The organism is Rhodanobacter sp. B2A1Ga4 (genome assembly GCF_018101315.1).
Lineage (GTDB): Bacteria > Pseudomonadota > Gammaproteobacteria > Xanthomonadales > Rhodanobacteraceae > Rhodanobacter > Rhodanobacter thiooxydans_A.
The window spans coordinates 47,711-73,297 of sequence record NZ_JADBJR010000005.1 but is presented as its reverse complement, the minus strand read 5'-3'; the positions used below and the strand labels follow the sequence as shown (position 1 = coordinate 73,297).

The following is a 25,587-nucleotide window of genomic DNA, read 5'->3' as shown; positions in this document are numbered from 1 at the left end:
TGCCCGCCCTGCAGGATTTGCGCGGAACTTCGGCGGTCCGGTGGCAACCGTGTTGCACCGCGCTGGGTGCCTGCGTGCGCATTCGCTATGATCGCCGCTTGTTTGACTCAGGGGCAGGCGATGGGATTCTTCAGCAAGCTGGTGCGCCACAAGACGGTCGAGCAGCTGCAGGCGGAGGCCGGCACGCGCGGCGATTTCCGCCGCGTGCTCGGGCTGTGGCAGCTCACCGCGATCGGCATCGGCGGCATCATCGGCGTGGGCATTTTCGTGCTGGCCGGCCAGCAGGCGGCGATGAACGCCGGCCCCGCGGTGGCGATCAGCTTCCTCATCGCCGGCGTCGGCAGCGCCTGCGCGGCGCTGTGCTACGCCGAGTTCGCCGGGCTGATCCCGGTCACCGGCAGCGCCTATACCTACGGCTACGCGGTGCTCGGCGAATTCGCCGCGTGGATCATCGGCTGGGACCTGCTGCTGGAATACGCGCTGGTGGTGGCGGTGGTGGCGATCGGCTGGTCCGGCTACGTGCAGGTGCTGCTGAACTCCGCCGGCGTGCACCTGCCGGAGTGGGCGCAGCAGAGCATGAGCGCGCAGACCATGCAGTACTACCTGCAGCAGCTGTTCGGCCTGCACGGCACCAACGCCATCGCCGGGCCGAGCGATGGCCATCGCTTCAACGTGATCGCCGCCGCGGTGTCGCTGGCGGTCGCCGTGCTGCTGACTGTGCGCACCGAGTGGGGCGCGCGCTTCAATACCCTGGTGGTGGCGATCAAGGTGATCGGCGTGCTGCTGGTGGTGCTGGTGGGCGTGTTCTACATCGATACGGCGAACTGGCACCCGTTCGTGCCGCCGCGGGTGGTCGATGCCGTCACCGGCATCGGCCACTTCGGCTGGCAGGGCGTGCTGACCGGCGCCAGCGTGGTGTTCTTCGCGGTGTTCGGCTACGACACGCTGACCACCGCGGCAGAGGAGTCGAAGCACCCGCAGCGCGACCTGCCGCGGGCGGTGCTGCTGTCGCTGGCGATCGCGATGGTGCTGTACCTCGCGGTGTCGCTGGTGCTCACCGGCATCACCCACTACAGCAAGCTGGGCGGCGAAGCCTCGGTGTCCGACGCGTTCGAGTCGATCGGCCTGCACTGGCTCAGCGTGACCATTGCGGCGGCGGCGGTGATCGGCGTCACCAGCGTGCTGTTCGCCTTCATGCTGGGCGCGGCGCGGATCTGGTTCGCGCTGGCCCGCGACGGCCTGCTGCCGGGCTGGTTCGCCAAGGTCAGCCCACGCTTCGGCACGCCGGCGCGGCCGACCCTGATCATCGGCGTGTTCACCGCGCTGGTCGCCGGCCTGCTGCCGATCGGCGAGGTGGCCGAGCTGGTCAACATCGGCACGCTCAGCGCCTTCATCATCATCTGCGCCTCGATCATGCTGCTGCGCGTGCGCCGGCCCGACCTGCAGCGCAACTTCCGCACGCCGGCGGTGTGGTTCACCGCGCCCCTGGGCATTCTGTTTTCCGTGGCGCTGATCTATGGCCTGCCGTGGATCACCTACGAGCGCTTCATCCTCTGGATGGCGATCGGCTGCGTGATCTACTTCGCCTACGGTATCCGGCACAGCCGGATGGAACAGGGCGGGCGGACGTAACGCCCGCGACACTCAGCAATCGTCGGGGCTGCACACCACCCGATTGCGCCCGGCGTTCTTGGCCTGGCGCATGGCCTGGTCGGCGCGCGCCAGCAGGGCCTCGATGTCGTCGCAGCAGCGTGGCGAGCATTCGGCGATGCCGATGCTGACGGTGAGCGGGCCGTCCGGGCGCCGGATCTCGTGTATCGACTGACGCAACTGCTCGGCACGCTGGCGCGCCTGCTCCAGGTTGTTGCCGGGTAGCAGCATGGCGAACTCCTCGCCGCCGATGCGGCCGATCAGGTCGCCCTGGCGCATCTGCCGGCGCATCGTCGCGGCCAGCGCGATCAGCGCGGCGTCGCCGGCGGCGTGGCCATACTGGTCGTTGATCTGCTTGAAGTGGTCGGCATCCAGGAACAGCATGCAGGCCGGCTGCTGCTGGTGGTGCAGCTCGGCCATCGCGGACCGCGCCAGCTCCAGGAAACGGTTGCGCAACAGCAGGCCGGTGAGGCCGTCGGTATTGGCCTGCTCGCGCAGCTGGTGCTCCAGCCGGAACTGTTCGAACAGGGTGCGCGCCATGAACGCGCGCAGCACCGTCGACAGCGCGATCGCGACCGTCATGTAGACCAGGTACTGGAACACCTGCACGCCATCGATGCGGCCGAACAACAGCAACGGCAACGGCCCCAGCGCGCACAGCAGCATCGCCGCGACGAAATCCCAGCGCCCCAGCCAGATCACCGACGACGCCACCGGCAACAGCAGCCCGGGCAACACCATGGAATGCCCGCGCATGTCACCGAAGCCGTTGAGGTTGATGCCGATCTCCAGCAGCAAAATGCACAGCAGGGTCAGCGCGCTGAGCAGCCGCGGCTGCCGCACATGCCGGGTCGACGAGGCCACCAGCAGCAGCGGAAGCAGCGGCGCGAGGCGCAGCCACAGTGGCAGCGGCGAGTGGCGCACCAGGGTGCTGGCGACGACCGCCACCAGATAGGCGAGCGCACCCACCAGCGTCAGGGCGTGGATCATCGGTCCCATCCGCAGCGCCAGATAGCGGCTGTACTCGCGGCGCTGCTCCGGGTTGTCGGCGAGCCGGAGGCTTTTGAACAGGGCGTGCATGCGGTTTCCGCGGGTGGAAAGGTGAGGGCGTCAACGCAAGCCGAGCAAGATGGATGCCAGGTCTCCGCGATCGGCCGGACCGGTTCATGTGCGAGCCATCGTCGTGACCTTCGGCAGGGGTGAAGCCCGGCGTTGCCGGTCTAGCATCGACGCCTCGGATTCCTGTCGCGGCAACTTTCCGCGACGCGATTCCCGGAGCCTGCCTGGTCTGTCCGCCTCGCACCGTGGAATGCGGATCGAGCGGCAGCGTCCGCCAGGCTTCCCATTTCCACCCCCGGAGAACACATTGAAAGCCACCCGTCTCGCTTCCGCCCTCGCCGCTACCGCCTTCGGCCTGGCCAGTTTCGCCGCGCTCGCCGATGTCCCGGCACCGCAGGATGTGCCGTACCAGGGCACCTTGAAGGTCACGGTGGACGCCACCGACGTGGTGCATCGGATCTTCCGCGTGCATGAAACGCTGCCGGTCGCAGCCGGTCCGCTGACGCTGCTGTATCCGCAGTGGATCCCCGGCAATCACTCGCCGACGGGACCGATCGACAAGATGGCGGGGCTGGTGGTGAAGGCGAACGGCCAGGTGCTGCCGTGGACGCGCGATCCACTCAACGTGTACGCCTTCCACCTCGACGTGCCGCAGGGCGTGAGCAGCGTGGAGGTGACGTTCCAGTTCCTGTCGCCGCAGGATCGCAACCAGGGCCGCGTGGTGATGACCCCGGAAATGCTCAACCTGCAGTGGAACGCGGTGACGATCTATCCCGCCGGCCATTTCGCGCGCCAGATCAACACCGAGGCCAGCGTGAAACTGCCCACCGGCTGGCAGGCCGGCACCGCGCTGGAAGTGGCCTCGAAGGATGGCGACACGATCCACTTCAAGCCGATCAACTACAACGACCTGGTCGATTCGCCGATCTACGCCGGCAAGTACTTCAAGCGCATCGATCTCGACCCGGGCGCGAAGGCGCCGGTGCACATGAACATCGTGGCCGACGACGCGAAGTACCTGGAGATCAAGCCGGAGCAGATCAAGCCGTTCCGCGAGTTGGTGCAGCAGATGTACAAGATGTACGGCGCGCACCACTACGATCACTACGATTTCCTGGTCTCGCTCAGCGACAAGATGAGCGGCAATGGCCTGGAGCATCACCGCTCCAGCGAGGATGGCACCTCGGCCGATTTCTTCACCGAGTGGAAGAAGAACGCACTGGGCCGCGACCTGTTCTCGCACGAGTTCAACCACTCGTGGGACGGCAAGTACCGCCGCGGTGCGGATCTCGCCACGCCGAACTTCAACGAGCCGATGAGCGACACCCTGCTGTGGGTGTACGAGGGCCAGACCCAGTTCTGGGGCCAGGTGATGGCGGCGCGTTCGGGCCTGTGGGACGCCGAGCAGGCGCGCGACATGTGGGCTTTCACCGCCGCCACCTACGACAAGGGCCGCCCCGGCCTGGCCAGCTTCCGCAACGTGCAGGACACCACCAACGATCCGGTGATCGCGCAGCGCGCGCCCCTGCCGTACCGCAACTACCAGGCCAGCGAGGATTACTACTCGGCCGGCCAGATGATCTGGCTCGACGTCGACGGCAAGCTGCGTGAACTCAGCGGCGGCAAGAAGAGCATCGACGATTTCGGCAAGGCGTTCTTCGGCATGGAGAACGGCAAGTGGGACGTCAACACCTACGTCTTCGAGGACGTGGTCAAGACGCTCAACGACATCGCGCCGTACGACTGGGCGAAGTACCTGCGCACGCGTCTGGACGGCCATGGCCCGCTGACCGGCGGCATCGAGTCGCACGGCTGGAAGCTGGTCTACACCGACAAACCGTCCGAGGCGGTGAAGGCGATCGAGGCGCGCCGGCATTCCGCCGACCTGACCTACTCGCTCGGCCTGTCGATCGGCAAGGCGGGTGCCATCGGCGACGTGCTGTGGGACGGCCCGGCATTCAAGGCCGGCATCTCGCCCGGCATGACGGTGATTGCGGTCAACGGCCACGACTATGACGCCGATGCGCTCAAGGACGCCGTCACCGCCGCCGCGAAGGACAAGAACCAGCCGGTCGAATTGCTGGTGAAGAACTTCAACGAGTACAAGACCGTGCGCATCGACTACCACGACGGCCTGAAGTACCCGCACCTGGTCCGCGACACCAGCAAGCCCGACACCCTGGGCGCGCTGCTCAAGGCCCGCTGAAACCGCGTGCGCCCCTCTCCCGCTGCGGGAGAGGGGCAGGGCAACAGGGCGCGTGCGGGGCAAGGCACCACATCCCGCCGCGCCGCGCATGCCCCTCGTCGGCAACTCCGCTATACTGCGCTCCCCCGCGGCAGCGGCCTTCGGCCGGCCTGCCGCGCGGCCTTGCATGCGCCCGTAGCTCAGCTGGATAGAGTACTGCCCTCCGAAGGCAGGGGTCGTGGGTTCGAATCCCGCCGGGCGCACCACTTTTGTGATCCCTGCACGCCCCATGGCGTCAGGCGCGCTGGCGTCGCTACGCGTCCGCCGCGTTCGTTTATGCTCCATGGCATGTCCGCACCTGCCATCGCCGCCGCCGAAAAGCCGCTTGCCGCCAGGGTGCAGGTGATCGCCCACCGCGGCGCCAGCGCGCATCTGCCGGAGCACACGTTGGCGGCGTATGCGCGGGCGATCGCCGATGGGGCCGACTTCATCGAGCCGGACTTGGTGATGACGCAGGACGGCGTGCTGCTGGCGCGCCACGAGAACGAGATCGGCGGTACCACCGACGTGGGCAGCTACCCCGGGTTCGCCGCGCGCAGGACCCGCAAGATCATCGACGGCGAGCTGGTGACCGGCTGGTTCAGCGAGGACTTCAGCCTGGCCGAGCTGAAGACGCTGCGCGCGCGCGAACGGTTGCCGGAGCTGCGCGGCACGCGGCATGACGGCGAGTTTCCGCTGGCGACGCTGGATGAGGTGATCGACCTCGTCGCGGCCGGGTCGAAGGATCGCGGGCAGGCCATCGGGATCATCCCGGAGATCAAGCACGGCAGCTATTTCCGGGACATCGGCCTGCCGATGGAGGACGCGCTGCTGGCCGCGCTGGCCGCGCACGAGCATACCCGCACGGCGCCGGTGGAGATCCAGTCGTTCGAGGTCGGCAACCTGAGGTATCTGCGCGGCCGGCTCGGTGGTGCGCACGGCAACATCCGCCTGCTGCAACTGCTCGGCGACGCGGGGGAACAGCCGTACGACGTGGTCGCGGCGGGCGGCAGGCTCAGCTACGCACAGATGATGACGCCGGCCGGGCTGCGCGAGATCGCCACGTATGCGGACGCGATCGGCCCGGACATCCGCGCGATCATCCCGCTGACGGCCAACCGGGTGCTGGGCGTGCCGACGGCGCTGGTGCGCGACGCGCATGTCGCCGGCCTCGAAGTGCACCCGTACACCTTCCGTCCCGAGAACGGTTTCCAGCCGCTCGACCTGTGGCACGGCAGCGACCCGCACGACTTCAATGCGGCCGGTTCCATCGCCGAGATCCGCGCCTACCTCGCCACCGGCATCGATGCGTTCTTCACCGACGATCCGGCGATCGGGTGCAAGGCGCTGAACCGGCAGGCTTGAGTGAAGATGCGTGAGCAACGCGGAACCGCCGGCATGGCGCTCGCACGTTGCTCACTGCTTGCCACTTGTTTCCCGCTCAGCTCTTCCTGATCTGGAAATCCTGCTTCGCCACCGGCTTGCCGTCGAGCGAGATCTCGACCTTGTACTTGCCTTCCGGCCACAGGTCGGGGTTCTGCACCTTGAACGTGGTGATGGCCGGGCCGTCGGTGGCGATCGACTGGCTGATGCTGCTGACCAGCTGGCCCTGGCCTTCCAGGTAGCTCCACTTCGCGTTGAGCGTGGCGCCGCCGGTGCTGCCTTCGGTGGCGACGCTGGCATAGATGGTCTTGTCGTTGGTGGTGAAGCTGTTGCTGGCGCGGGTTACCTGGTGCTCGGCGTTCACCGTGCTGCCCAGGGTCAGCCTGGCCACCGTGAACGGCGCGGCCGGCGGGGCGGCCACCGGGGCGGCGCTGGCTACGCTGGCCGTGCGAGCGGGCGGTGACGCGGCCGTGCTGGCAGTGGCGGGCGGCGGTGTCGGTGTTGGCGTGATGGCCATCGGAGCGGTGCTGGCCGGGGCCGGCGCACTGGCCGGTGTCGATTCGTGCTTGCCGCAGCCGCCGAGCAGCAGGCCGGTCAGGAGGGTGCCGTACAGCGCGATGGGACGCATGGGTCGGGTCATGGGAACTCCGGTGTCGATGACGTGGCGGATGCCGCTGGGAAGCCTGGTGTCAGGGCACCGAGGCTAACGCCGCCGATCTGAAGCGTCGATTACCGGTGGGAATGGCCATGGCTGAACTTTCACGCGGCACTGACGCGCGCGTCGGCGGGCCTACTGCCGAACCGTGCGCGGGTTGGCGGGCGTGGCCGGCGTGCTGCTGCGGAACGGGTTGATGTCCAGTCCGCCGCGGCGGGTGTAGCGCGCGTACACGCTGAGCTGCCGTGGCGCGCAGCACTGCGTCAGGTCGACGAAGATGCGTTCCACGCATTGCTCGTGGAACTCGTTGTGGGTGCGGAACGAGACCAGGTAGCGCAGCAGGCCGGCGTGGTCGATCGGTGCGCCGCGGTAGGCGATCTGCACGCTGCCCCAGTCGGGTTGTCCGGTGACCGGGCAGTTCGAGCGCAGCAAGTGCGAGACCAGGGTTTCCGCCACCGGCGTGGCGGTGGTGTCGGCCTGCAGGAAATCGGCGTTTGGCGGGCCGTAGTGGTCGATGGCGATGTCCTGGTCATCGAGCAGATGGCCGTCCAGATCGATCACGGGAAGCGCAGCGGCGCGTGCGTCGCGCAGTTGCACGTTGACCACTGCACCGGCCGCCGCGGACAGGTCGTGCATCAGGGTGGCGGACAGCGTCGCGGCGTCCGCGATGCGCTCCTGCGCGAAGCCGTTGAGATACAGCTTGAACGACTTCGACTCGATGATGTTGGGCGAGGCCGCCGGCACGTGGAACTCGGCCAGGGCAACCTGCGGCTTGCCGCGCTGGTCGAGCCACGACAATTCGTAGGCGTTCCAGATGTCCACGCCGTGGAACGGCAGCACCTCGCCCAGGCCGATCTCGGCACGCTTGTCGGCGCGGGGGATCGGAAACAGCAGGCCGGGATCGTAACGGTCGGCGTAGACCGTGTCCTTGCCGAGCGGGGAGTGTTCGGGGGTACTCATGCGCGCAGTTTAACTGCTCTGCGGGTGCGGCTTGCCGGGGGAAGATCAAGAGCGGGGCCCATCCCGGCTCTCCCCTGCGTGCAGGGGAGCAGCGGCGGCGCGCCTCCCTTCTGCAGCAAGGGAGGCGCGCAGCAGGGTTTTACACGTTCACCATGTGCATCATCGAATCGGCGTAGCGGTTGCCGGCGACGGCGTCGGGCGGGAATACCGCGTCGATGGTGGCGAGCTCGGCGGGGGTGAGCCGCACGTCGAGCGCAGCCAGGTTTTCGTCCAGCCGTGAGCGCTTGCGCGTGCCGGGAATCGCCAGCACGTCGTCGCCCTGCGCCAGCACCCAGGCCAGCGCCAGCTGCGCAGGCGAGCAACCCTTGTCGGCGGCCAGTGATTTCACCTGCTCGACCAGCCGCAGGTTGCGGGTGAAGTTGTCGCCCATGAAACGCGGACTGTTGCGCCGGTAGTCGTCGGCGTCGAAGTCGTCCGGCGAGCGGATCGCGCCGGTGAGGAAGCCGCGACCCAGCGGCGAATAGGCCACCAGGCTGACGCCGAGTTTGCGGCAGGCATCGAGCATGCCGTTGGTTTGCGGGTCGCGCGTCCACAGCGAGAACTCGCTTTGCAGCGCGGCGATCGGGTGCACCCTGCACGCGCGCTCCAGCGTGGCGCCGGAGGCCTCGCTCAGGCCGAGATGACGCACCTTGCCCGCGGCAACCAGCCCGGCCATTGCGCCGACGGTCTCTTCGATTGGCACGGTCGGGTCGACGCGATGCTGGTAGTACAGGTCGATGGTGTCGATGCCCAGCCGCTTGAGGCTGGCGTCGCAGGCGGCGCGCACGTAGTCCGGACGGCCGTTGACGCCGCGTGCGGCCGGGTTGTCCGGGTCGCGCACGATGCCGAACTTGGTGGCGATGAAAGCCTGCCCGCGGCGACCCTTGATCGCCTTGCCCAGCAGCACCTCGTTGGTGTGCGGACCGTACATGTCGGCGGTGTCGAGCAGGTTGAGGCCGCGATCCATCGCGCGGTGGATGGTGGCGATTGACTCGGTGTCGTCGTGGGCGCCGTAGAACGCGCTCATGCCCATGCAGCCGAGGCCGAGGGCGGAAACCTCGGGGCCATTCTTTCCAAGAGTGCGGGTCTGCATGAGGCGGCTCCGGTGGGTGAAGGTTGGCGCATGGTGCGCCGTGAGGGTCGTCGGATACATGCTCAATGATGGCTGTCACCAATCCATGCAAGACAACCATCGCGATGGATCGGTTCGAAGCCATGCGGCTGTAGACGCGGATCGTCGGGCTGGGCAGCCTCACCGCCACGGTGGACCACGCCCGCGTGTGTCGTGATGGCTCCTCCCCCTGCGTTGCAGGGGAGGGTGCAATCACGACGCGCGTGGTGGGCCGGGGCGCGGCGTGCTGGTGCCGAGCGTGTCGCTGGTCAGCGGGGCGCCAGCGGTGATAAGGGCGCCGCGCTGCTCGGCCAGCGGCAGGCGCAGCATGCAGTCCTCGAAGCCGGCCAGTTTCCGGAACACCGGCAGCGCCTGCACCTGCGCCACCAGCGCGGCCATCAGCGGCCAGCGTTCCGCGTCGATCGCGTAGCGCACGAACGAGGCGGTGCGGAAGAAGCTGGCGAGGCTGATATCGGCGATCGACAGTGCACCGAACACGAAGCCGTCGTCCGGCAGCTGCTGCTCCAGGTAGTCGAGTGCGGCAGGGATCGCCTGGTCGCGCGCGTGCTGCACCACCGCCTCGTTGGGCACTTCGCCGAAGATGTGGCGCTTGATCGCGAGTTGATAGAACAGCCGCCAGATCAACCCGTCGGCCAGCCGCGTGTCGGCGTATTCCTCCAGCCAGCGCGCGCGGGCGCGATCGGCGATGTCGCGCGGGTAGAGCGCCGGCGTGGGCTGCCGGTCCTCCAGGTACTGGCAGATCACCGAGGAGTCGTTGAGCACCAGCGCGCCGTCGACCAGCACCGGGATGCGGCGCAGCGGGCTCAGCCGGGAAAACTCGTCGTCGCCCACGAACGGCGCGATCGGGTCGACTTCATATTCCAGCCCCTTCAGCTCCAGGCACACCAGCACCTTGCGCACGTAGGGCGAGAGGTAATTGCCGATGACTCTGAGGCGCTGCGACATGGCGCGGCTCCGGGAACATGGATGGCGCAGCGTGCAACCGCCGGTGCAGGCCCGTCAAGCGGGGTCGATGGTGTCCGGCAGCGCCGGGATCGCCGTGGGCGAGCCGTTGGAATCCAGCGCGATCATCACGAAGCGGCCGGTGGTGCAGATCCGGCGGTCGCCGCTGAGCGGATCCTCGGCGGTCATTTCCACCTCGACGTGCATCGAACTGCGGCCGACCCTGACCACGCTGGCGACCAGTTCGACCAGCTGGCCGGTACGCACCGGCACGCGGAAGTTCACCTCCTCCGAGCGCGCGGTGACCACGGTGCGCCGTGCGTAGCGCGAGGCCACGATGAAGGCGGCCTTGTCCATCCACGCCAGCGCCTGGCCGCCGAACAGGGTGCCGAGGTGATTGGTGTGGTCGGGGAAAACCATTTCCAGCAGGCGGGCTTCGATCGGGGCAGGCGGCATCGGGGGTGGCTTCCATGGAGGACGGGTGCGGGTTGCGTGGCGTCCATGCGGTGGCGCATCTTGCGGCATGAGCGGGGCAATCGGGACCAATGGCAGGGGTGCCATCGGTCATGCCACGTTAGCATCGGGTGTTCGGTGCATCTGGGCCAGGGTCGGCAACCGCAGGAATCCGCTTCCGCAAGGGGAACGCAACATGGGTTTGAAGATCGGCAGTTCACGCGTGCTTGGCGCGCTGGTCATGGGAACATTGTCCGCCGGCGTGGCCGCGCAGGGACGGACGTTGAGCGCGAACGACTACGCGCAGGCGGAACGCTTCATGAGCTACAACACCGCACCGCTGGTCGATCACGCGGTGCAGAAGGTCGACTGGCTGGATGACGGCCACTTCTGGTATGTCGACCACGATGCCGGCGGCGATCACTTCGTGCGGATGGATGCGGCCAGCGGCAAGGCCGCGCCGCTGTTCGATCAGGTGAAGCTGGCCGCGGCGCTGGGCAAGGCCAGCGGCAAGCCGGTCGATGCGGAGAAGTTGCCGGTGACCGGCTACGAGGCGAAGCCGGACGGCCGCATCGACGTCGCCGTGCGCGGCAAGCACTACGTATGCGACCTCGCCGCCGCCGAGGCGAGCTGCGTCGACCGCGCCTCGCTGGTGAAGACCGGCAAGGAGCCGGGCGCGCTGTCGCCGGACAAGCAGAGCGAGGCGTTCATCCGCGACTGGAACCTGTGGCTGCGCGACGTCGCCAGCGGCAAGGAAACCCAGCTCACCACCGACGGCGTCGAGAACTTCGGCTACGCCACCGACAACGCCGGCTGGAAGCACACCGACAACGCGATCGTGGAGTGGTCGCCGGATTCGAAGCGGATCGCCACCTTCCAGCAGGACCAGCGCAAGACTGGCGAGATGTACCTGGTCAGCACCAACGTCGGCCATCCGAAGCTGGAGAAGTGGAAGTACCCGCTGGTCGGCGACAAGGACGTGACGATGATCGAGCGCGTCATCATCGATGTCGCCGCGAAGAAGGTCACGCGCCTGCAGATGCCGCCGGACCAGCACCGCTCCAGCCTGTGCGACGACGTCAGCTGCGGCCCCGATGGCGGCTGGGACGACGTGAAGTGGGCGGCGGACGGCAAGACGCTGGCCTTCGTCTCCACCTCGCGCGATCACAAGCACGAGTGGTTACGCATCGCCGACGCGAACACCGGCAAGGTGCGCACGGTGTTCGAGGAAGTGGTGCCGACGTACTACGAGAGCGGCAATGGTGCGGTGAACTGGCGCTACCTGCCCGAGACGAACGAGGCGATCTGGTTCAGCGAGCGCAACAACTGGGGCAACCTGTACCTGTACGACCTCACCAGCGGCAAGCTCAAGCATGCGATCACCAGGGGCGACGGCAACGTCACCGAGGTGCTGAAGGTCGATCCGAAGACGCGCACCGTGTGGTTCCGCGGCGTCGGCCGCACGGCGGGCGTGAACCCGTACTACCAGCAGTTCTTCAAGGTCAGCCTGGACGGCGGCAAGCCGGTGCTGCTGACGCCGGAAGCGGCCGACCATACGGTGACGCTGTCGCCGGACGGCAAGGCCTTCGTCGATGCGTATTCCACCCCGACCACGCCGCCGGTCACCGTGCTGCGCAGCGCGGTCGACGGCCGTCAGCTGGCCAGCGTGGCCACCGCCGACATCTCGCGCCTGAAGGCCGCCGGCTGGGTACCGCCAATCCCGTTCACCGTGAAGGGCCGCGACGGCAAGACCGACCTGTACGGCATGATGTTCAAGCCGACGAACTTCGATGCGTCGAAGAAGTACCCGATCATCGACTACATCTATCCGGGCCCGCAGACCGGTTCGGTGCGGGGGCGCAGCTTCTCCTCCGCACGCGCCGACCACCAGGCGATGGCGGAACTCGGCTTCATCGTGATCGCGCTCGACGGCATGGGCACGCCGTGGCGCTCCAAGGCGTTCCACGACGCCTACTTCGAGCACGTCGAGGACAACACGCTGCCTGACCAGGTGCTTGGCATCAAGGAACTCGGCAAGAAGTATCCGTGGATCGACCTGGACCGCGTCGGCATCTGGGGCCATTCCGGCGGCGGCAACGCCACCGCCGCGGCGATGTTCCACTACCCCGACTTCTTCAAGGTCGGCTGGGCCGAGAGCGGCAACCACGACAACCGCAACTACGAGGACGACTGGGCCGAGAAGTGGCAGGGCCTGCTGGTGACCGACAAGGACGGCAAGACCAACTACGACGCCCAGGCCAACCAGAGTTTCGCCAAGAACCTCAAGGGTCGCCTGATGCTGGTGCACGGCACCATGGACGACAACGTGCCGCCCTACCAGACCCTGCTGGTGGCCGACGCGCTGATCAAGGCGAACAAGGATTTCGACCTGCTGCTGATCCCGAATGTCCACCACGGCTACGCCGCAGCCACCCCGTACGCCACCCGCCGTCGTTGGGACTACTTCGTGCAGTACCTGGCCGGCAACACGCCGCCGCACGAGTACCAGCTGAAGGCGTGGCCCTGGCGCTGAGCGCTACGTCCGGTTCCTCCCCTTACGCAGCAGGGGGAGGTCAGGAGGGGGTAACGCTCTTGACCTTGACTTGATGAAGAGCGACCCCGCCCCAGCCCTCCCCTGCGAGCAGGGGAGGGCAAAACGATGCGTCGCGGGGCGGCCGTGATTCCGCTCAGCGCAGGGCCGTCGGCTTCGCGACGCCCTTGGCCAGTGCTTCGTCGATCAAGGCACTGATCTGCCGGTTGGCTTCAGCGGTGGCCTGCTCCTGCCGTTTGCCCAGCGCATCCTGCTTTGCGCCGAGCGCATCCTGCTGTTTGGCGAGCGCATCCTGCTGGCGCGCCAGCTCGTCCTGTTGCCGAGCGAGGTCGTTTTCACCGGCCTGCAGATGTGTCTGCGCCGCCTCGACTTCGGCCCGGCGCTTGTCGTTGTGTGGATCCATGTCCAGCGCCGCCTGCGCGCCTGCCAGCTTGGCCTGTTCGGCGGCCAGTTGCCCCTGGCGCATGCCCAGCGAACCCTGTCGTGCGCCAAGCCCGCCTTGCTCGCCGCCTAGGCGTCCCTGCTCGCCACCCAGCTCACCCTGCTGTCTTCCCAGCTCGCTTACCGGTGCATAGATGGCCTTGGCACGCTGGAGGTAGGTGCTGTCGCGAACCACGTAGGACTTGTTGCCGCGACGGAACCACAGGATGGGCTCGTTTCCCTTGCGCAGCCGGTTCACCGCATCGACGTCGGCGTCCGAGCCGTTGACCGTGACCGAATCGCCATCGAGCAAGGCGAAACCGTAGGCAGCATCGGACGAGGTTTCGATACTGACGTGGTGTGCTGAAAAGCTGTGCGTGCGAGACGGTGGGGGCGGCGGAGGCGCGGGTAGTGTGTTCATGGGTGGCGCTGGAGGCGCCGGGGGGACGGATCGCATGGCGGCCACCGGTGCCGCCGGCGCAACGGCCGTGGTGCTGGCCACCGGCGACGCGGCATTGTGCTGTTTGCTGTTCGCGGCGGTGACGCGGTAAGGCAGCACGCCGGCCATGGCGACCAGCGCCACCAGCAGCCATCCGCGCAAATGCCGGTGGGAAACGGGGTCAACATGCTGGAGCATGGTCAGTCGCCTCTTCAGGTTCTGGAACGTGGGGGACGCGCCGGCAAGACCGGCGTGGATCGGACGGGATACGCCCAGGCGCAGCAGCAGCTGGGCGTATGCATGGGGTGGCGTGTCGGTCTGCCGCAGCACGTCGGCGTCGCAGGCGGCCTCGCGTTCGAAGGCGTACTCGCGCATCGCCCACCGCACCATGGGATGGAAGAAGAACAGTCGCGAGGCGATGGCCGGCAGCCAGCCCAGCCACAGGTCGCCGCGCCGCAGGTGGGCCAGTTCGTGTGCAATGGCCATCGCCGATTCGGCGGGCGTCATCGCATGCACGGCGGGAAACAGCACCACCGGCTGGCGCAGGCCGTTCACCTGGGGCGAATCGATATCGGCGCAGACGTACAGTGGTGGGCAACGCCGCAGGCCGAGCGCGCGTGCACGTTGCGCGCACAGGATCTGCATCGGCACATCGGCCAATGGTGCGGCCTGCTCCAGCAACTGCCGCGAGCGACGCCACTGGCGCGCCAGCAGGGGCAATTGCGCCAGCATGGCCGTCAGCCAGAGCAGGGGCAGCAGCACCCGCCAGGAAAGGGGTGACTCTGTCGCGACGCTGTGTGGTGCTGGCTCGTGTGATGGTGTCGGTGTGGCGCGAAGGGCGATGGACGCTGCCGGTTCGCGTGCCAGCGCGGCCGGGATGGATGGCTCGTTCGCGCTGGTGGTGACCGGTGCCAGCAGCGGCAGCGCCAGTGGCGCGTGCCAGCACAGCCCGAGCAGCAATTGCAGGCTGACCAGCCACCACAGCGAGCAACGCAGCGCGGCCGGCAGTCGTGGCAACAGGCGCACGATCAGCAGCACCACGGCGATCAGTACGCTGGCCTGGATGGACGTCCAGACGAGCCGGGTGAACAACACATCCGCGAGGTGGCCGAGAGTGTTCATCTCATGCTCCCTTGCGTCGCGATTGCAGCTGCGCCACCAGCGCCTCGAGTTCGGCCAGTTCGCTGTCGGAGACTTCGCCGTGTTCCGACATCCACGCCACGAACGGCGAGACCGAACCGCTCAGCGTCTTCTCGACGAAGCTGCCCACCGCGCTGCGCACCGCTTCGCCGGCGCCAGTGGCGGTGCTGTAGCGGAACATGCCGCGCAGTTGCTTGCGCTTGAGATAACCCTTGCCGCGCAGCCGCTCCATCATGGTCAGCACGGTGGAGCGGGCCAGCCCGCGCGGCTCGCCGAAACTTGCCGCCACCTCGCCGACCGAGGCGGCGCCGGAGTCGTCGATGTGCTGCAGCAGCGCCAGTTCCTGGTCGCCGATGGTGGGTTTGCGCATGGCCGAATGCCGTTTGACTACAGGTGTAGTCACCGTACGCCTTGACTACATCTGTAGTCAATAGGCCGTCGGTCACGCCGGCGGCGGCACGGCCCTGCCAGGGTCCGAAAAAAAGCCGGCGCCATCGAGGCGCCGGCGGTTCGTGTCGCGTGTGGCGGGTCGCTCAGAACGTGTAGCGCAGTGTCAGCATCGCCGACCAGCGCGAGACCACGCGGCTGGGGTCGTAGAAGCCACCGTCGTAGGTCTGCAGTAGCTGCGGCTGGTAGTTGCCGTTCTTGTCTTTCGGCAGCGTATACACGTACTGGCCCTGCGCGTTCACGCCGGCGTAGCTGGCGAGCGTGCGGGTCGGGTAGATGCCGGTATTGCGCTGCTGGCCCCAGTCCTTGTTGAGCAGGTTGAGCATGTTGTAGACGTCCAGACGCAGCTCGCCCTTGTTGCCCTTGAAGATGCCCGGCACTTCCTGCGAGAAGCTCATGTCCAGTTCGTTCACCCAAGCGGTGCGCGTGCCGTTGCGACCGGCGATCTGGCCGCGGTGGTCCTTGAGGTACTTCTCGTTGGCCAGGAATGCCTGGAACTGGTCGATCAGCTGCTGGCTGGTGCCGGGCGCGTACGTCACCTTCGGGTCGTTGGCGGACGGGATGTAGGCCGGGTCCCAGCCGGAGATGCTGTCGCCATTGGCGTCGTTGCTGAACACCCAGGTGTACGGCATGCCGGTGTGGCCGCTATAGAACGCCGACACCTGGGTCTGGTAGTCGCCGAAGAACGCGTGCTGCCAGGTCAGCGAGGCCTTCAGCGCCTTGGCCACGTTGTAATTGGAGGTGGCCTCGACGTTGGAGTTGGGGTTCAGCCGGGCAACGCGCTGGTAGCCGTTGTAGGCGATCGTGTCGGTGCCCGGGTCGACGTCGGTGGCGTGGTTGAAGGTCAGGCTGAGGTTGCCGAACCAGTTTGCCGAGAAGGGCTTGTTCAGCGCCAGGGTGAGGCTGTCCGACTTGCCCTTGTGGGTATTGGTGAGCAGGGTCGACTGCGTGCTGAAGGCACGGTTCTGGTTGGCCAGCGCGTCCTTCGAGACTGGCGCCTCGCCCGGCGTCTTCCAGAACTGCTCGCGGCCGTCCGGCAGCACGCCGGTGGGCGCGCCGAAGTTCAGCGCCTGGTACAGGATGCCGTCGCGTACCTGGATGTGCTGGTACTCGGCCGACGCGGTCAGTCCCCACCACGGCAGCTCGCGGTCCAGCGCCAGGCTGGCCTTCCACACGGTCGGCAGGCGGAAGTCCCTGGCGATGGTATCGATCGAGCCGGCGCCGCCGCCGGCCGGGATGTTCTGGTTGAACGGATCCGGACTGAACGCCGCCTGCGAGGGATCGAACGTGTTGTAGGAGAGCAGGGTGATGCCGTTGTTCTGGTACGGGTTGGTCATCCACACCGTGGGCGGCGAGGTCTGGAACAGGCCGACGCCGCCGCGCAGCTGGGTCTTGTAGCTGCTGTCGAACAGGTAGTTGAACGACAGGCGCGGCTCGACCACGCGGTTGCCCGGACCCACCGTGTAGTTGTTCGGGTAGCCGAAGGCCCGCGCGAACGCGGCGTTGTAGACCGGCGGCGCGCTGGAATGCGGGATGTCCACGCGCACGCCGTATTGCACCGACAACTGCTCGTTGACCTGCCAGGTGTCCTGCAGGAACGGGCTGTACTGGCTGTAGGTCCACTTGCCGGCAATGTCATTGAGCGTGTAGCCGGGCGCCGGGTGGAACAGGATGTACGAGTTGTAGTTGCCGGCGGCGAAGTTGTCGATGCCCCAGAAGTTGTACTGGCCGAATTCGGTCTGCCCGAACAGGTTGTTGATCTTGTTGCTCTGGTAATCGATGCCGCCCTTGATCGCGTGGTCGCCGACGTAATAGGTGCCGGCCAGGAACACGCTGAACTTCTTGGTATCGATGTGGTTGTAGTGGCGGAAGCGCTCCTCGCCCAGGTTCACCGACGGACCCTTGCCGGTCGGCGACAGGTTCACGTTCACCGCCGGCTGCTGGAACGGCGCGGCGGTGTCCTGCACGAACTTCTGGAAGCCGACCTTGGTTTCGGTGGAGAAGCTGTCGCTCCAGTCGTCGAACACATGGGCGACGTAGTTGTTGGTGGTGATCGTCTTGGTATAGGTGTAGCTGGTCAGGCCCACACTGTTCGGGCTGTTGCCGCCTACCGCGGGCAGCAGCTCCTTGGTGCGCTGGAAGGTGAAGCTGGCGCGGTGGTTGTTGGTGATGTTCCAGTCGATCTTGCCGAGGTAGCGCTTGTCGTCGTAGGTCAGCCCGGTCGGGCCGCCGAACGTGCCCGGGGTCAGGCCAAGCTGCTTGGCCGCGTCGATGATCTTCTGCAGGTCGCCCGGCGAGACCTTGTTGCTGGTGGACGGACCGTTGCCCAGCGAGTCGTCCAGGCCGTTGGCCGAATCGGCGCCGATGCCGGTGGTCTTCTCGTGCTCGGCCGAGACGAAGAAGAACAGCTTGTCCTTGATGATCGGGCCGCCGACGTTGAAGCCGTAGGTGGTGTCCTTCTGGTAGCCCTTGTAGTGGTAGCCCGGGTTGTCGCTGGGCAGCCAGCCGGCGTCGCCGACCAGGTGGTTGGCATTGCGGTAGGCGTAGTACAGCGCGCCATGGAACTGGTTGGTGCCGGACTTGGTCACCGCGTTGACGTCGGCGCCGACTGTGTCGGAGGACGTGTCGTAGTTGGCGGTGGAGATGTTGTATTCGGCGATCGTCTCGGGCGAGATCGGCGACTTCTGGTAGGGCAGGCCGTTCGCGTTCAGGCCGAACGGGTCGCCCTGGGTCACGCCGTCGACGGCGATATTGTTGTAGCGGTTGTTCATGCCGGAGGCGGAGATCGCGCCGGTGCCCTGGTCGGTCACCGTGACGCGCGGGTCCAGGCGCACCACGTCGTCGATCGAGCGGTTGCCCTGCGGGGTTGCCTGCAGCTGGCGCTGCGAGATGTTGGTCGACAGCCCCTTGTTGTCCGAGGAGAAAGTCTGCGCCAGGGTCGAGGCGTTTACGGTGACCGCGCCGAGATTGCTTGCCTGCTGCGCACTGGCACCCATGCTCAGGTTGATCGACGATGGCTGGCCCAGCTGCAGGAACACGTTGTCCTGCTCCACGGCGGCCATGCCGGCCTTGGCCGCGGAGATCTCGAACGGACCGCCCACGCGCAACCCCTGCGCCGCGTAGCGGCCATCGGCGTCGGTGGTCACTTCCTTGGTGGTGCCGGTCGGCTGGTGCACGATCGTCACCGTGGCACCCGACACGGGCTGGCCATGGGCGTCCAGCACCCGGCCGCTGACGCCGGACGTGGTGATGTTCTGCGCGGCGACCGGCGCCATGGCCAGCAGTGAGGCGATGGCGAACGGCAGCACTCTGATGCGGATGGGAGTAGTCATCGGTGATCCTTGAGTGTGGGCAGCAGCGGGGGAGATCCGCCGTGCCCGTGCCGCCAGGCAACGGGCCTGGTGGTGTCGGATCGTCGATGGCTTTCCCCGGTTCGGACGAGTGCAGTTGCAGGATTCGCTGCCTGCTTGCCGCGGCTCGGCGAGTCATTCTAATGCCGTTCCGTGACAAGCCTGCATGTCCCAGGTGCCTTATCCGCACCCGCAAGAATTTGCGATAAATGGCTCAGAACGCCATGTCGAATGCCACCTCGCCTTGCACGCCAACCTGGTAGGCCGAGACGCGGCGTTCGAAGAAGTTGGCCAGTTCCTGCACATCCTGCAGGTCCATGAAGTCGAACGGGTTCTTCGCGCCGTATTTCTTCGGCAGGTCGAGCTGGGCCAGGCGCTGGTCGGCGCAGTACTCGAGGTACTGGCGCATGTCCCTCACCGACATGCCGGCGACGCCGCCGGACAGCACGTCTTCGGCGAAGAGCGTCTCGCAGGCGATCGCGTCCTCGATCATTTCCTCGACCTGGGCACGCATGGCGTCGTCGAACAGCTCCGGCTCCTGCGCGCGGACCGTGCGCACCACCTCGAATGCGAACGCCATGTGCCCGCTCTCGTCGCGGAACACCCAGTTGGTGCCGGCGGCCAGCCCGTGCAGCAGCCCGCGCGAGCGCAGGTAGTAGACGTAGGCGAAGGCGGCGTAGAAGAACAGCCCCTCGATGCAGGCGGCGAAGCAAATCAGGTTGAGCAGGAACTGGCGCCGGTGCTCGCGTGTTTCCAGCCGGCGCAGGTCCTGGATCGAGTCGATCCACTTGAAGCAGAACGCGCCTTTCTGCTGGATCGACGGGATCGTCTCGATGGCCGCAAACGCCGCGTTGCGTTCGACCGGGTCCGGAATATAAGTGTCCAGCAGGGTGAGGTAGAACTGCACGTGCAGCGCTTCCTCGTACAACTGGCGCGAGAGGAACATGCGCGCCTCCGGCGCGTTGATGTGCTGGTACAGGTTCAGCACCAGGTTGTTCGACACGATGGTGTCGCCGGTGGCGAAGAACGCCACCAGCCGCCGGATCAGGTGGCGATCGGCGGCGGACATTTTTGTGTCGAGGTCACGCGTGTCCATCGAGAAATCAACTTCCTCGACGGTCCAGGTGTTCTTGATCGCGTTGCGGTACCTTTCATAGAAGCCGGGGTAGCGCATCGGGCGCAGGGTGAGTTCGAAACCCGGATCGAGGATGTGGGCGTTGCGGATGGGTTGGGCGGACATGGCGGTTCCTTCTGAGAAAGGGGCGCCCTTCCCTGCATCGCAGGGGAGGGGCAAGAGCGTTATTGGCAGGCCTCGCAGTACTCCGGGTTCTCCAGCGAGCAAACGACAGCCGCGGTTGCCTGTGCCTGGTCGCTTACCGTGGTCTTGGCAATCTTCGTCGCCGGTCGCGAGCGCAGGTAATACGTGGTCTTGATGCCGGCCTTCCATGCGTACATGTACATGGACGAGAGCTGCCCGATGTTCGGGTTTTCCATGAACAGGTTCAGCGACTGGCTCTGGTCGATCCAGGCGCCGCGCGATGCGGCCAGGTCGATCAGCGATTTCTGCGGCAATTCCCACACGGTGCGGTAGATCTGGCGCAGCCGTTCGGGGATCGCGGCGATGCCCTGGATCGAGCCTTCCGCCAGCTTGATCGCGTCGCGGATTTCGGACGTCCATAGTCCCAGCGTCTTCAGCTCGTCGGCGAGATGGCGGTTCACCTGCAGGAAATCGCCGGACAGGGTTTCGCGCTTGAACAGGTTGCTGACCTGCGGCTCGATGCACTCGTAGCAGCCGGCAATCGAGGCGATGGTGGCGGTGGGCGCGATCGCGATCAGCAGCGAGTTGCGCAGGCCGTGCTGCTTGATGCGCTCGCGCAGGGCATCCCAGCGTGCGAGGTCATGCGGGGCGGCATCCGGCCAATGGTCGAACTGCAGCTCGCCGTTGCTGGCGCGACTCTCGGCGAAGCCGGGGTGCGCGCCGTCGGCCTCGGCCAGTTCGCACGATTGCGAGAGGGCGTGGAAGTAAATTTCCTCGGCGATGCGAGTGGACAGCGCCAGCGCCCCGGCCGAGTCGAACGGCAACCGCAGTTTGAAGAACACGTCTTGCAGACCCATCATGCCGAGCCCGACCGGACGCCACTTCATGTTCGCGTTGCGCGCAGTGTCGATCGGGTAGTAGTTGAGGTCGATCACGCGGTTTAACTGGCGTACCGCGGTGCGCACGGTCGCGGCGAGCTGGTCGAAGTCGAACGCGCCATTGGCGACATGTCGCGCCAGGTTCACCGAGCCGAGGTTGCACACCGCCGTCTCGGTCGCCGAACTGACTTCCAGGATCTCGGTGCACAGGTTGGACAGGTGGATCACGTTCCCGGGCATGGCCGTCTGATTGCTGGTGGCGTTGCAGCGATCCTTGAAGGTCATCCAGCCGTTGCCGGTCTGCGCCAGTGTGCGCATCATGCGGGCGTAGATCTCGCGCGCCTTGACGGTTTTCACCGCGAGACCGTCGGTTTCGGCCTGGGCATAGGCGCGATCGAACGTTTCGCCCCAGCTGTCGACCAGGTGCGGCACGACCTTTGGATCGAACAGCGACCAGTCGCCGTCGTTCTCGACCCGGCGCATGAACTCGTCGGGGATCCAGTTGGCGATGTTGAGATTGTGCGCGCGGCGCGCGTCGTCGCCGGTGTTGTCGCGCAGTTCCAGGAAATCCTCGATGTCGGCGTGCCACGATTCCAGGTAGACGCAGGCGGCGCCCTTGCGCTTGCCGCCCTGGTTCACCGCGGCGACCGAGGCATCCAGCGTCTTCAGCCACGGCAGCAGGCCGTTGGAGTGGCCATTGGTGCCGCGGATCAGCGAGCCGCGCGAGCGCACCCGCGAATAGGCCAGGCCGATGCCGCCGGCGAACTTGGAAAGCTTCGCCACGTCGGCGTACTTGTCGTAGATCGACTCCAGCGAATCGACCGGCGAGTCGAGCAGGTAGCACGAGCTGAGCTGCTCGTGCGCGGTGCCGGCGTTGAACAGGGTGGGCGAGCTGGCGAGGTATTCCAGCGAGGACAGCAGCCGATAGAGCTCCAGCGTCTCGCCGATCTCGTTGCCGCCCAGCGCGCAGGCGATGCGCATGAAGAAATGCTGCGGTGTCTCGATCACCCGCCGCTGTTGCGGATGGCGCAGCAGGTAGCGGTCGTACACCGTGCGCAGGCCGAAGTATTCGAAGCGACGAGTGGCCAATACGTCGATCGCGTCATTCAATTTGCGCGCGTTGGCGGCCACGAAGTCGCGCAGGCGCTCGTTGAGGATGCCCAGTTCCGCACCGCGCGCGATCGACTGCGAGAAACTCTGGATTTCCTGGCCGCTGACTTCCTTGTCGATGTAGGCGCCGAGCAGCCGCGCGGCGAGCTGGCCGTACTCGGGTTCCTCGGCAGTGAGCGCAGCGGCGGTACGAATCGACAGCTGGTCCAGCTCGGCGGTGGTGGCGCCGTCGTACAGGCCGCCGATGGTCTTCAGCGCCACCCGCAGCGGATCAACCGCGTGCAGGCCTTCGGCGCTGCGCGTCACCGCGCGCACGATCTTGTTGACGTCGACGGCCTCCTGGCTGCCGTTGCGCTTGGTCACGTGCATGGATGCCGCGCTGTGCGGCGGGGTCAGTGCGAAGGCGGCTCCATCGGCGGACGGGATGGGGGATTCGGCGCGCGCAACGGCGCGCTCGCGTTCGGCGGTATCGAGGGCTTGCATGGCAGGTGGCTCCGGCGAAGGACATCAAACACCTGCTCCCGCGCGCAGGGCCTGATAGCGACGATTCCGGAGGCGACGCGCCAGCCGGCCGCCCGACGGCGACCGACTCCACGACGCACTTCCCCGCGGAAGCCGTCACTACGCAGCGGGACACGTTCGTCCCGCTGTGCCGGCAGGTCTTCGGACTTGCGGACGAGGATCAGGGCGATCCGCCTACTTGCTCCCGCTTCCCAGCCACGGAGGGCCAGTGCAATGTGGGGGCGTTCGTTTCCGCTTTACCGCTGCGGGGCAGTTCCGGAGTCACACCGGATTCCCTTTTAAGCCCGACCGATGTCGCATCTGGTCGGGCACCGACGCACACAACATATCGGGTGGTCCGGGCAGGGTCAACCCAACAACTTGTGCATAAGTCGTATTGCAGGCCGGGTGCGGCGGGCGCCGGCGCGGGTGGCCGCGGCGTTACAGCGCGTCGTGATCGAGTTCGCCGGTGCGGATGCGGATCACCTGTTCCAGCGTGCTCACGAAGATCTTGCCGTCGCCGATCTTGCCGGTGCGGGCAGAGGCCTGGATCGCTTCGATCACGCGGTCGAGCTGGTCGTCGGCGACCGCCACTTCCAGCTTGATCTTGGGCAGGAAATCGACCACATACTCGGCACCCCGGTACAGTTCGGTGTGGCCTTTCTGGCGGCCGAACCCCTTCACCTCGGTGACCGTGATGCCCTGCACGCCGACTTCGGCCAGCGCCTCGCGCACATCGTCCAGCTTGAACGGCTTGATGATCGCCACGACCAGCTTCATGGGTTTTCCTTGGGAAGGCATCGGCCAGGGCCAAAGTGGCATTTTGCCTGTCCGGCCGGGTGTTGTCGCCTGAGCGAGGCTCGTGTAGGACAATCCTTACAATCTTTGACGGAGCATACCGATGGCGCCCCCGATTTCCGTTCACCTAATATTTACCTCGACGAGCTCGAGGCGCTATCCATGATGGATAGGCAGGATATCGACAAGATTGCCCTGCGACTTGTGTCGTTGGTACCGCCAGGGGTGGCACAGGCGCATCAGGATTTGCGAACCAACTTCCAGGACGTTCTGGCGCAAGGATTGCGCCGCCTCGACCTGGTCACCCGCGAAGAATTCGAAGTCCAGTCCCAGGTACTGGCGCGCACTCGCGCCAAGGTCGACGAATTGGAGCGACGCGTGGCCGAACTGGAGGCCACGGTGGCTGCCCGCGCGGGTCAGTGACAACCACCTCCCGGGAGCCGCCTCCGATCCGTCACCCTCACCCCGAGAACGATCGGAGGCGGTTATTTATTAGCACTGCTGGATGGAGTCGCTCGATGTCTGTACCTGTCAGCGACCCATCCCCCCTGCGCCGGCGATCAGCGGCCGCATGAGCCTTGCCGTTACCCTCAGTCGCGCCCAGGAAGGGATCGCCGCACCGCAGGTGATGGTCGAGGTACATCTTTCCGGCGGCTTGCCGTGTACCAATATCGTCGGCCTGCCCGAGGCTGCTGTGCGCGAGGCGCGCGATCGCGTGCGCGTGGCGATCCAGAACACCGCCTTCGAATACCCCGGCCGTCGCGTTACCGTGAACCTGGCACCGGCCGAGCTGCCCAAGGACGGTGGCCGTTTCGACCTGCCGATCGCGCTGGGCATCCTCGCCGCCAGCGGCCAGGTGCCGCGCGAAAAACTGGATGACTGCGAGTTCCTCGGTGAGCTGGCGCTGACCGGCTCGCTGCGCAGCGTTTCCGGCGTGCTGCCGGCGCTGCTGCGTGCGCGTGCGCGCGGGCGCCGCGTGGTGGTGCCGCTCGAGAACGCCGCCGAGGCGGCGCTGGTGCCGGACGTGGACGTGCGAGTGGCCAGCACCCTGGCCGAAGTGTGCGGCTGGCTGCGCGGCGCGCACGAGCTGTCGATGCCGGTCGGCATTCCCAGCAACGGTGGCGCCGACGACGGGCCGGACCTGGCCGACGTGCGCGGCCAGTTGCAGGCGCGGCGCGCGCTGGAGATCACCGCCGTCGGCGGCCACCACCTGCTGCTGGTGGGACCGCCGGGCACTGGCAAGACCATGCTGGCCGAGCGGCTGCCCGGCATCCTGCCGCCGCTGTCGGAGTCGGAAGCGCTGGAAACCTGCGCCGTGCTGTCGGTGGCCGGCCAGGTCACCGATCCGAAGCACTGGCGACGGCGGCCCTTTCGCGCGCCGCATCACACCGCGTCGGCGGTGGCGCTGGTCGGCGGCGGTTCGTATCCGCGCCCGGGCGAGATCTCGCTGGCGCACAACGGGGTGCTGTTCCTGGACGAGTTGCCCGAGTTCAGCCGGCACGTGCTGGAAGTGCTGCGCGAGCCGATGGAGTCAGGTCACATCATGATTTCGCGGGCGGCGCGGCAGTCGATGTTTCCGGCGCAGTTCCAGCTGGTCGCGGCGATGAACCCCTGCCCCTGCGGCTACGCCGGCAGTCCCCGTTGCCAGTGCACGCCGGACCAGATCCAGCGCTACCGCGCACGCATCTCCGGACCGCTGCTGGACCGCATCGACCTGTGCGTGGAAGTGCCGCCGGTGCCGCTGGCGGAGCTGGGTACGCCACGCAATGAACGCGACGAGGATTCCGCCACGGTGCGTGCGCGCGTGCTCAAGGCACGGCGGCAATCGCTGATGCGCGCGGGCCGGCCGAACGCCGAGATCAGCACGCGCGAACTGGAGCGCGACTGCGCGCTGGGGCCGGCCGAGCGGCGCTGGTTCGAATCGGCGCTGGAGCGGCTGGGCCTGTCCGCCCGCGCCTATCATCGCGTGCTGCGGGTAGCCCGCACGATCGCCGATCTCGATGGCGGCGCCGCGTTGCTGGAGCGCGAACACCTGGCCGAGGCGCTGCAGTACCGCCGGTTTTAGGGCGGGAGTGCGTGCAGGGAAGTGGGCAGCGGGGAAAACACGCATCCGCTCCTGCTCACGCCTCACGCCGCACTCCTCTGCTTTTCAGGCGCTGGACGTGTGCACCGCCGCGTGTTCCGATGGCGGCCCGAGG

At 66.9% G+C, this 25,587-nt stretch carries 18 protein-coding genes, 1 tRNA gene and 1 riboswitch; of the genes, 7 read left to right on the top strand and 12 right to left on the bottom strand.

Annotated features, from left to right (window positions below):
* Positions 1-120: 120 nt before the first annotated feature.
* Positions 121-1,632, top strand: coding sequence for an amino acid permease (locus tag IMW82_RS15025; protein ID WP_211005143.1), 1,512 nt, complete (start codon positions 121-123; stop codon positions 1,630-1,632).
* A gap of 12 nt (positions 1,633-1,644) precedes the next feature.
* Here IMW82_RS15025 and IMW82_RS15020 read toward each other — a convergent pair whose 3' ends face one another.
* Positions 1,645-2,730, bottom strand: a complete 1,086-nt coding sequence (locus tag IMW82_RS15020; RefSeq protein WP_211005142.1) for a GGDEF domain-containing protein — start codon at positions 2,728-2,730, stop codon at positions 1,645-1,647.
* A 286-nt stretch (positions 2,731-3,016) separates the two neighbouring features.
* Here IMW82_RS15020 and IMW82_RS15015 point away from each other — a divergent pair, with 286 nt between their 5' ends.
* The 3 genes from IMW82_RS15015 (at position 3,017) to IMW82_RS15005 (ending at position 6,298) form a co-directional block, all read left to right on the top strand.
* Positions 3,017-4,915, top strand: coding sequence for a M61 family metallopeptidase (locus IMW82_RS15015; protein ID WP_211005141.1), 1,899 nt, complete (start codon positions 3,017-3,019; stop codon positions 4,913-4,915).
* A gap of 168 nt (positions 4,916-5,083) precedes the next feature.
* Positions 5,084-5,160 (top strand) — tRNA-Arg (locus IMW82_RS15010).
* 82 nt (positions 5,161-5,242) lie between these two features.
* Positions 5,243-6,298: a glycerophosphodiester phosphodiesterase gene (locus IMW82_RS15005; RefSeq protein WP_211005140.1), complete on the top strand. Its 1,056-nt coding sequence runs from the start codon at positions 5,243-5,245 to the stop codon at positions 6,296-6,298.
* A gap of 76 nt (positions 6,299-6,374) precedes the next feature.
* Here the strand turns inward: IMW82_RS15005 and IMW82_RS15000 are convergent, their stop codons facing one another.
* The 5 genes from IMW82_RS15000 to IMW82_RS14980 form a co-directional block, all read right to left on the bottom strand.
* The gene (locus IMW82_RS15000) at positions 6,375-6,956 is read right to left on the bottom strand and encodes a hypothetical protein (RefSeq protein WP_211005139.1); all 582 of its coding nucleotides are present in this window, start codon (positions 6,954-6,956) and stop codon (positions 6,375-6,377) included.
* Between the two features lie 150 nt (positions 6,957-7,106).
* Positions 7,107-7,931 carry an NADPH-dependent 7-cyano-7-deazaguanine reductase QueF gene (queF, locus tag IMW82_RS14995; protein ID WP_211005138.1) on the bottom strand — a complete coding sequence of 275 codons (825 nt, stop codon included), beginning with the start codon at positions 7,929-7,931 and terminating at the stop codon, positions 7,107-7,109.
* Positions 7,932-8,070: 139 nt separating this feature from the next.
* Positions 8,071-9,063, bottom strand: coding sequence for an aldo/keto reductase (locus tag IMW82_RS14990; protein ID WP_211005137.1), 993 nt, complete (start codon positions 9,061-9,063; stop codon positions 8,071-8,073).
* Positions 9,064-9,294: 231 nt separating this feature from the next.
* Positions 9,295-10,047 carry a glutathione S-transferase family protein gene (locus tag IMW82_RS14985; protein WP_108472067.1) on the bottom strand — a complete coding sequence of 251 codons (753 nt, stop codon included), beginning with the start codon at positions 10,045-10,047 and terminating at the stop codon, positions 9,295-9,297.
* A gap of 54 nt (positions 10,048-10,101) precedes the next feature.
* Positions 10,102-10,500, bottom strand: a complete 399-nt coding sequence (locus IMW82_RS14980; protein WP_108472066.1) for an acyl-CoA thioesterase — start codon at positions 10,498-10,500, stop codon at positions 10,102-10,104.
* A gap of 193 nt (positions 10,501-10,693) precedes the next feature.
* Here IMW82_RS14980 and IMW82_RS14975 point away from each other — a divergent pair, with 193 nt between their 5' ends.
* Positions 10,694-13,030 (top strand): DPP IV N-terminal domain-containing protein, encoded by a 2,337-nt coding sequence (locus IMW82_RS14975; protein ID WP_108472065.1) that lies wholly within the window; start codon positions 10,694-10,696, stop codon positions 13,028-13,030.
* Between the two features lie 154 nt (positions 13,031-13,184).
* Here IMW82_RS14975 and IMW82_RS14970 read toward each other — a convergent pair whose 3' ends face one another.
* The 6 genes from IMW82_RS14970 to glnK form a co-directional block, all read right to left on the bottom strand.
* Complete coding sequence (locus IMW82_RS14970; RefSeq protein WP_211005136.1) at positions 13,185-15,029, bottom strand: M56 family metallopeptidase; 1,845 nt, start codon at positions 15,027-15,029, stop codon at positions 13,185-13,187.
* Position 15,030: 1 nt separating this feature from the next.
* Positions 15,031-15,417, bottom strand: a complete 387-nt coding sequence (locus IMW82_RS14965) for a BlaI/MecI/CopY family transcriptional regulator (RefSeq protein WP_211005135.1) — start codon at positions 15,415-15,417, stop codon at positions 15,031-15,033.
* A 163-nt stretch (positions 15,418-15,580) separates the two neighbouring features.
* A complete protein-coding gene (locus IMW82_RS14960; RefSeq protein ID WP_108472062.1) occupies positions 15,581-18,826 on the bottom strand; it encodes a TonB-dependent receptor in 3,246 nt (1,081 codons plus the stop codon).
* Between the two features lie 232 nt (positions 18,827-19,058).
* Positions 19,059-20,084 (bottom strand): ribonucleotide-diphosphate reductase subunit beta, encoded by a 1,026-nt coding sequence (locus IMW82_RS14955; protein ID WP_108472061.1) that lies wholly within the window; start codon positions 20,082-20,084, stop codon positions 19,059-19,061.
* 59 nt (positions 20,085-20,143) lie between these two features.
* A complete protein-coding gene (locus tag IMW82_RS14950) occupies positions 20,144-22,573 on the bottom strand; it encodes a ribonucleoside-diphosphate reductase subunit alpha (protein ID WP_211005134.1) in 2,430 nt (809 codons plus the stop codon).
* A 153-nt stretch (positions 22,574-22,726) separates the two neighbouring features.
* Positions 22,727-22,943: riboswitch (cobalamin riboswitch) on the bottom strand.
* 89 nt (positions 22,944-23,032) lie between these two features.
* Positions 23,033-23,371 carry a P-II family nitrogen regulator gene (glnK, locus tag IMW82_RS14945; RefSeq protein ID WP_108472059.1) on the bottom strand — a complete coding sequence of 113 codons (339 nt, stop codon included), beginning with the start codon at positions 23,369-23,371 and terminating at the stop codon, positions 23,033-23,035.
* A gap of 180 nt (positions 23,372-23,551) precedes the next feature.
* Here glnK and IMW82_RS14940 point away from each other — a divergent pair, with 180 nt between their 5' ends.
* Both IMW82_RS14940 and IMW82_RS14935 read left to right on the top strand, forming a co-directional pair.
* The gene (locus tag IMW82_RS14940) at positions 23,552-23,812 is read left to right on the top strand and encodes an accessory factor UbiK family protein (protein WP_056389254.1); all 261 of its coding nucleotides are present in this window, start codon (positions 23,552-23,554) and stop codon (positions 23,810-23,812) included.
* Between the two features lie 148 nt (positions 23,813-23,960).
* A complete protein-coding gene (locus tag IMW82_RS14935) occupies positions 23,961-25,454 on the top strand; it encodes a YifB family Mg chelatase-like AAA ATPase (protein WP_211005133.1) in 1,494 nt (497 codons plus the stop codon).
* The last annotated feature ends 133 nt before the right edge of the window (positions 25,455-25,587 follow it).

Coding starts and splice junctions, on each gene's coding strand:
- IMW82_RS15020 (WP_211005142.1), bottom strand. CDS start 2,730: ATGCACGCCCTGTTCAAAAGCCTCCGGCTCGCCGACAACCCGGAGCAG.
- IMW82_RS14935 (WP_211005133.1), top strand. CDS start 23,961: ATGAGCCTTGCCGTTACCCTCAGTCGCGCCCAGGAAGGGATCGCCGCA.
- IMW82_RS15005 (WP_211005140.1), top strand. CDS start 5,243: ATGTCCGCACCTGCCATCGCCGCCGCCGAAAAGCCGCTTGCCGCCAGG.
- IMW82_RS14980 (WP_108472066.1), bottom strand. CDS start 10,500: ATGCCGCCTGCCCCGATCGAAGCCCGCCTGCTGGAAATGGTTTTCCCC.
- glnK (WP_108472059.1), bottom strand. CDS start 23,371: ATGAAGCTGGTCGTGGCGATCATCAAGCCGTTCAAGCTGGACGATGTG.
- queF (WP_211005138.1), bottom strand. CDS start 7,931: ATGAGTACCCCCGAACACTCCCCGCTCGGCAAGGACACGGTCTACGCC.
- IMW82_RS14940 (WP_056389254.1), top strand. CDS start 23,552: ATGATGGATAGGCAGGATATCGACAAGATTGCCCTGCGACTTGTGTCG.
- IMW82_RS14960 (WP_108472062.1), bottom strand. CDS start 18,826: ATGACTACTCCCATCCGCATCAGAGTGCTGCCGTTCGCCATCGCCTCA.
- IMW82_RS14950 (WP_211005134.1), bottom strand. CDS start 22,573: ATGCAAGCCCTCGATACCGCCGAACGCGAGCGCGCCGTTGCGCGCGCC.
- IMW82_RS14965 (WP_211005135.1), bottom strand. CDS start 15,417: ATGCGCAAACCCACCATCGGCGACCAGGAACTGGCGCTGCTGCAGCAC.
- IMW82_RS14955 (WP_108472061.1), bottom strand. CDS start 20,084: ATGTCCGCCCAACCCATCCGCAACGCCCACATCCTCGATCCGGGTTTC.
- IMW82_RS15025 (WP_211005143.1), top strand. CDS start 121: ATGGGATTCTTCAGCAAGCTGGTGCGCCACAAGACGGTCGAGCAGCTG.
- IMW82_RS14985 (WP_108472067.1), bottom strand. CDS start 10,047: ATGTCGCAGCGCCTCAGAGTCATCGGCAATTACCTCTCGCCCTACGTG.
- IMW82_RS14990 (WP_211005137.1), bottom strand. CDS start 9,063: ATGCAGACCCGCACTCTTGGAAAGAATGGCCCCGAGGTTTCCGCCCTC.
- IMW82_RS14970 (WP_211005136.1), bottom strand. CDS start 15,029: ATGAACACTCTCGGCCACCTCGCGGATGTGTTGTTCACCCGGCTCGTC.
- IMW82_RS14975 (WP_108472065.1), top strand. CDS start 10,694: ATGGGTTTGAAGATCGGCAGTTCACGCGTGCTTGGCGCGCTGGTCATG.
- IMW82_RS15000 (WP_211005139.1), bottom strand. CDS start 6,956: ATGACCCGACCCATGCGTCCCATCGCGCTGTACGGCACCCTCCTGACC.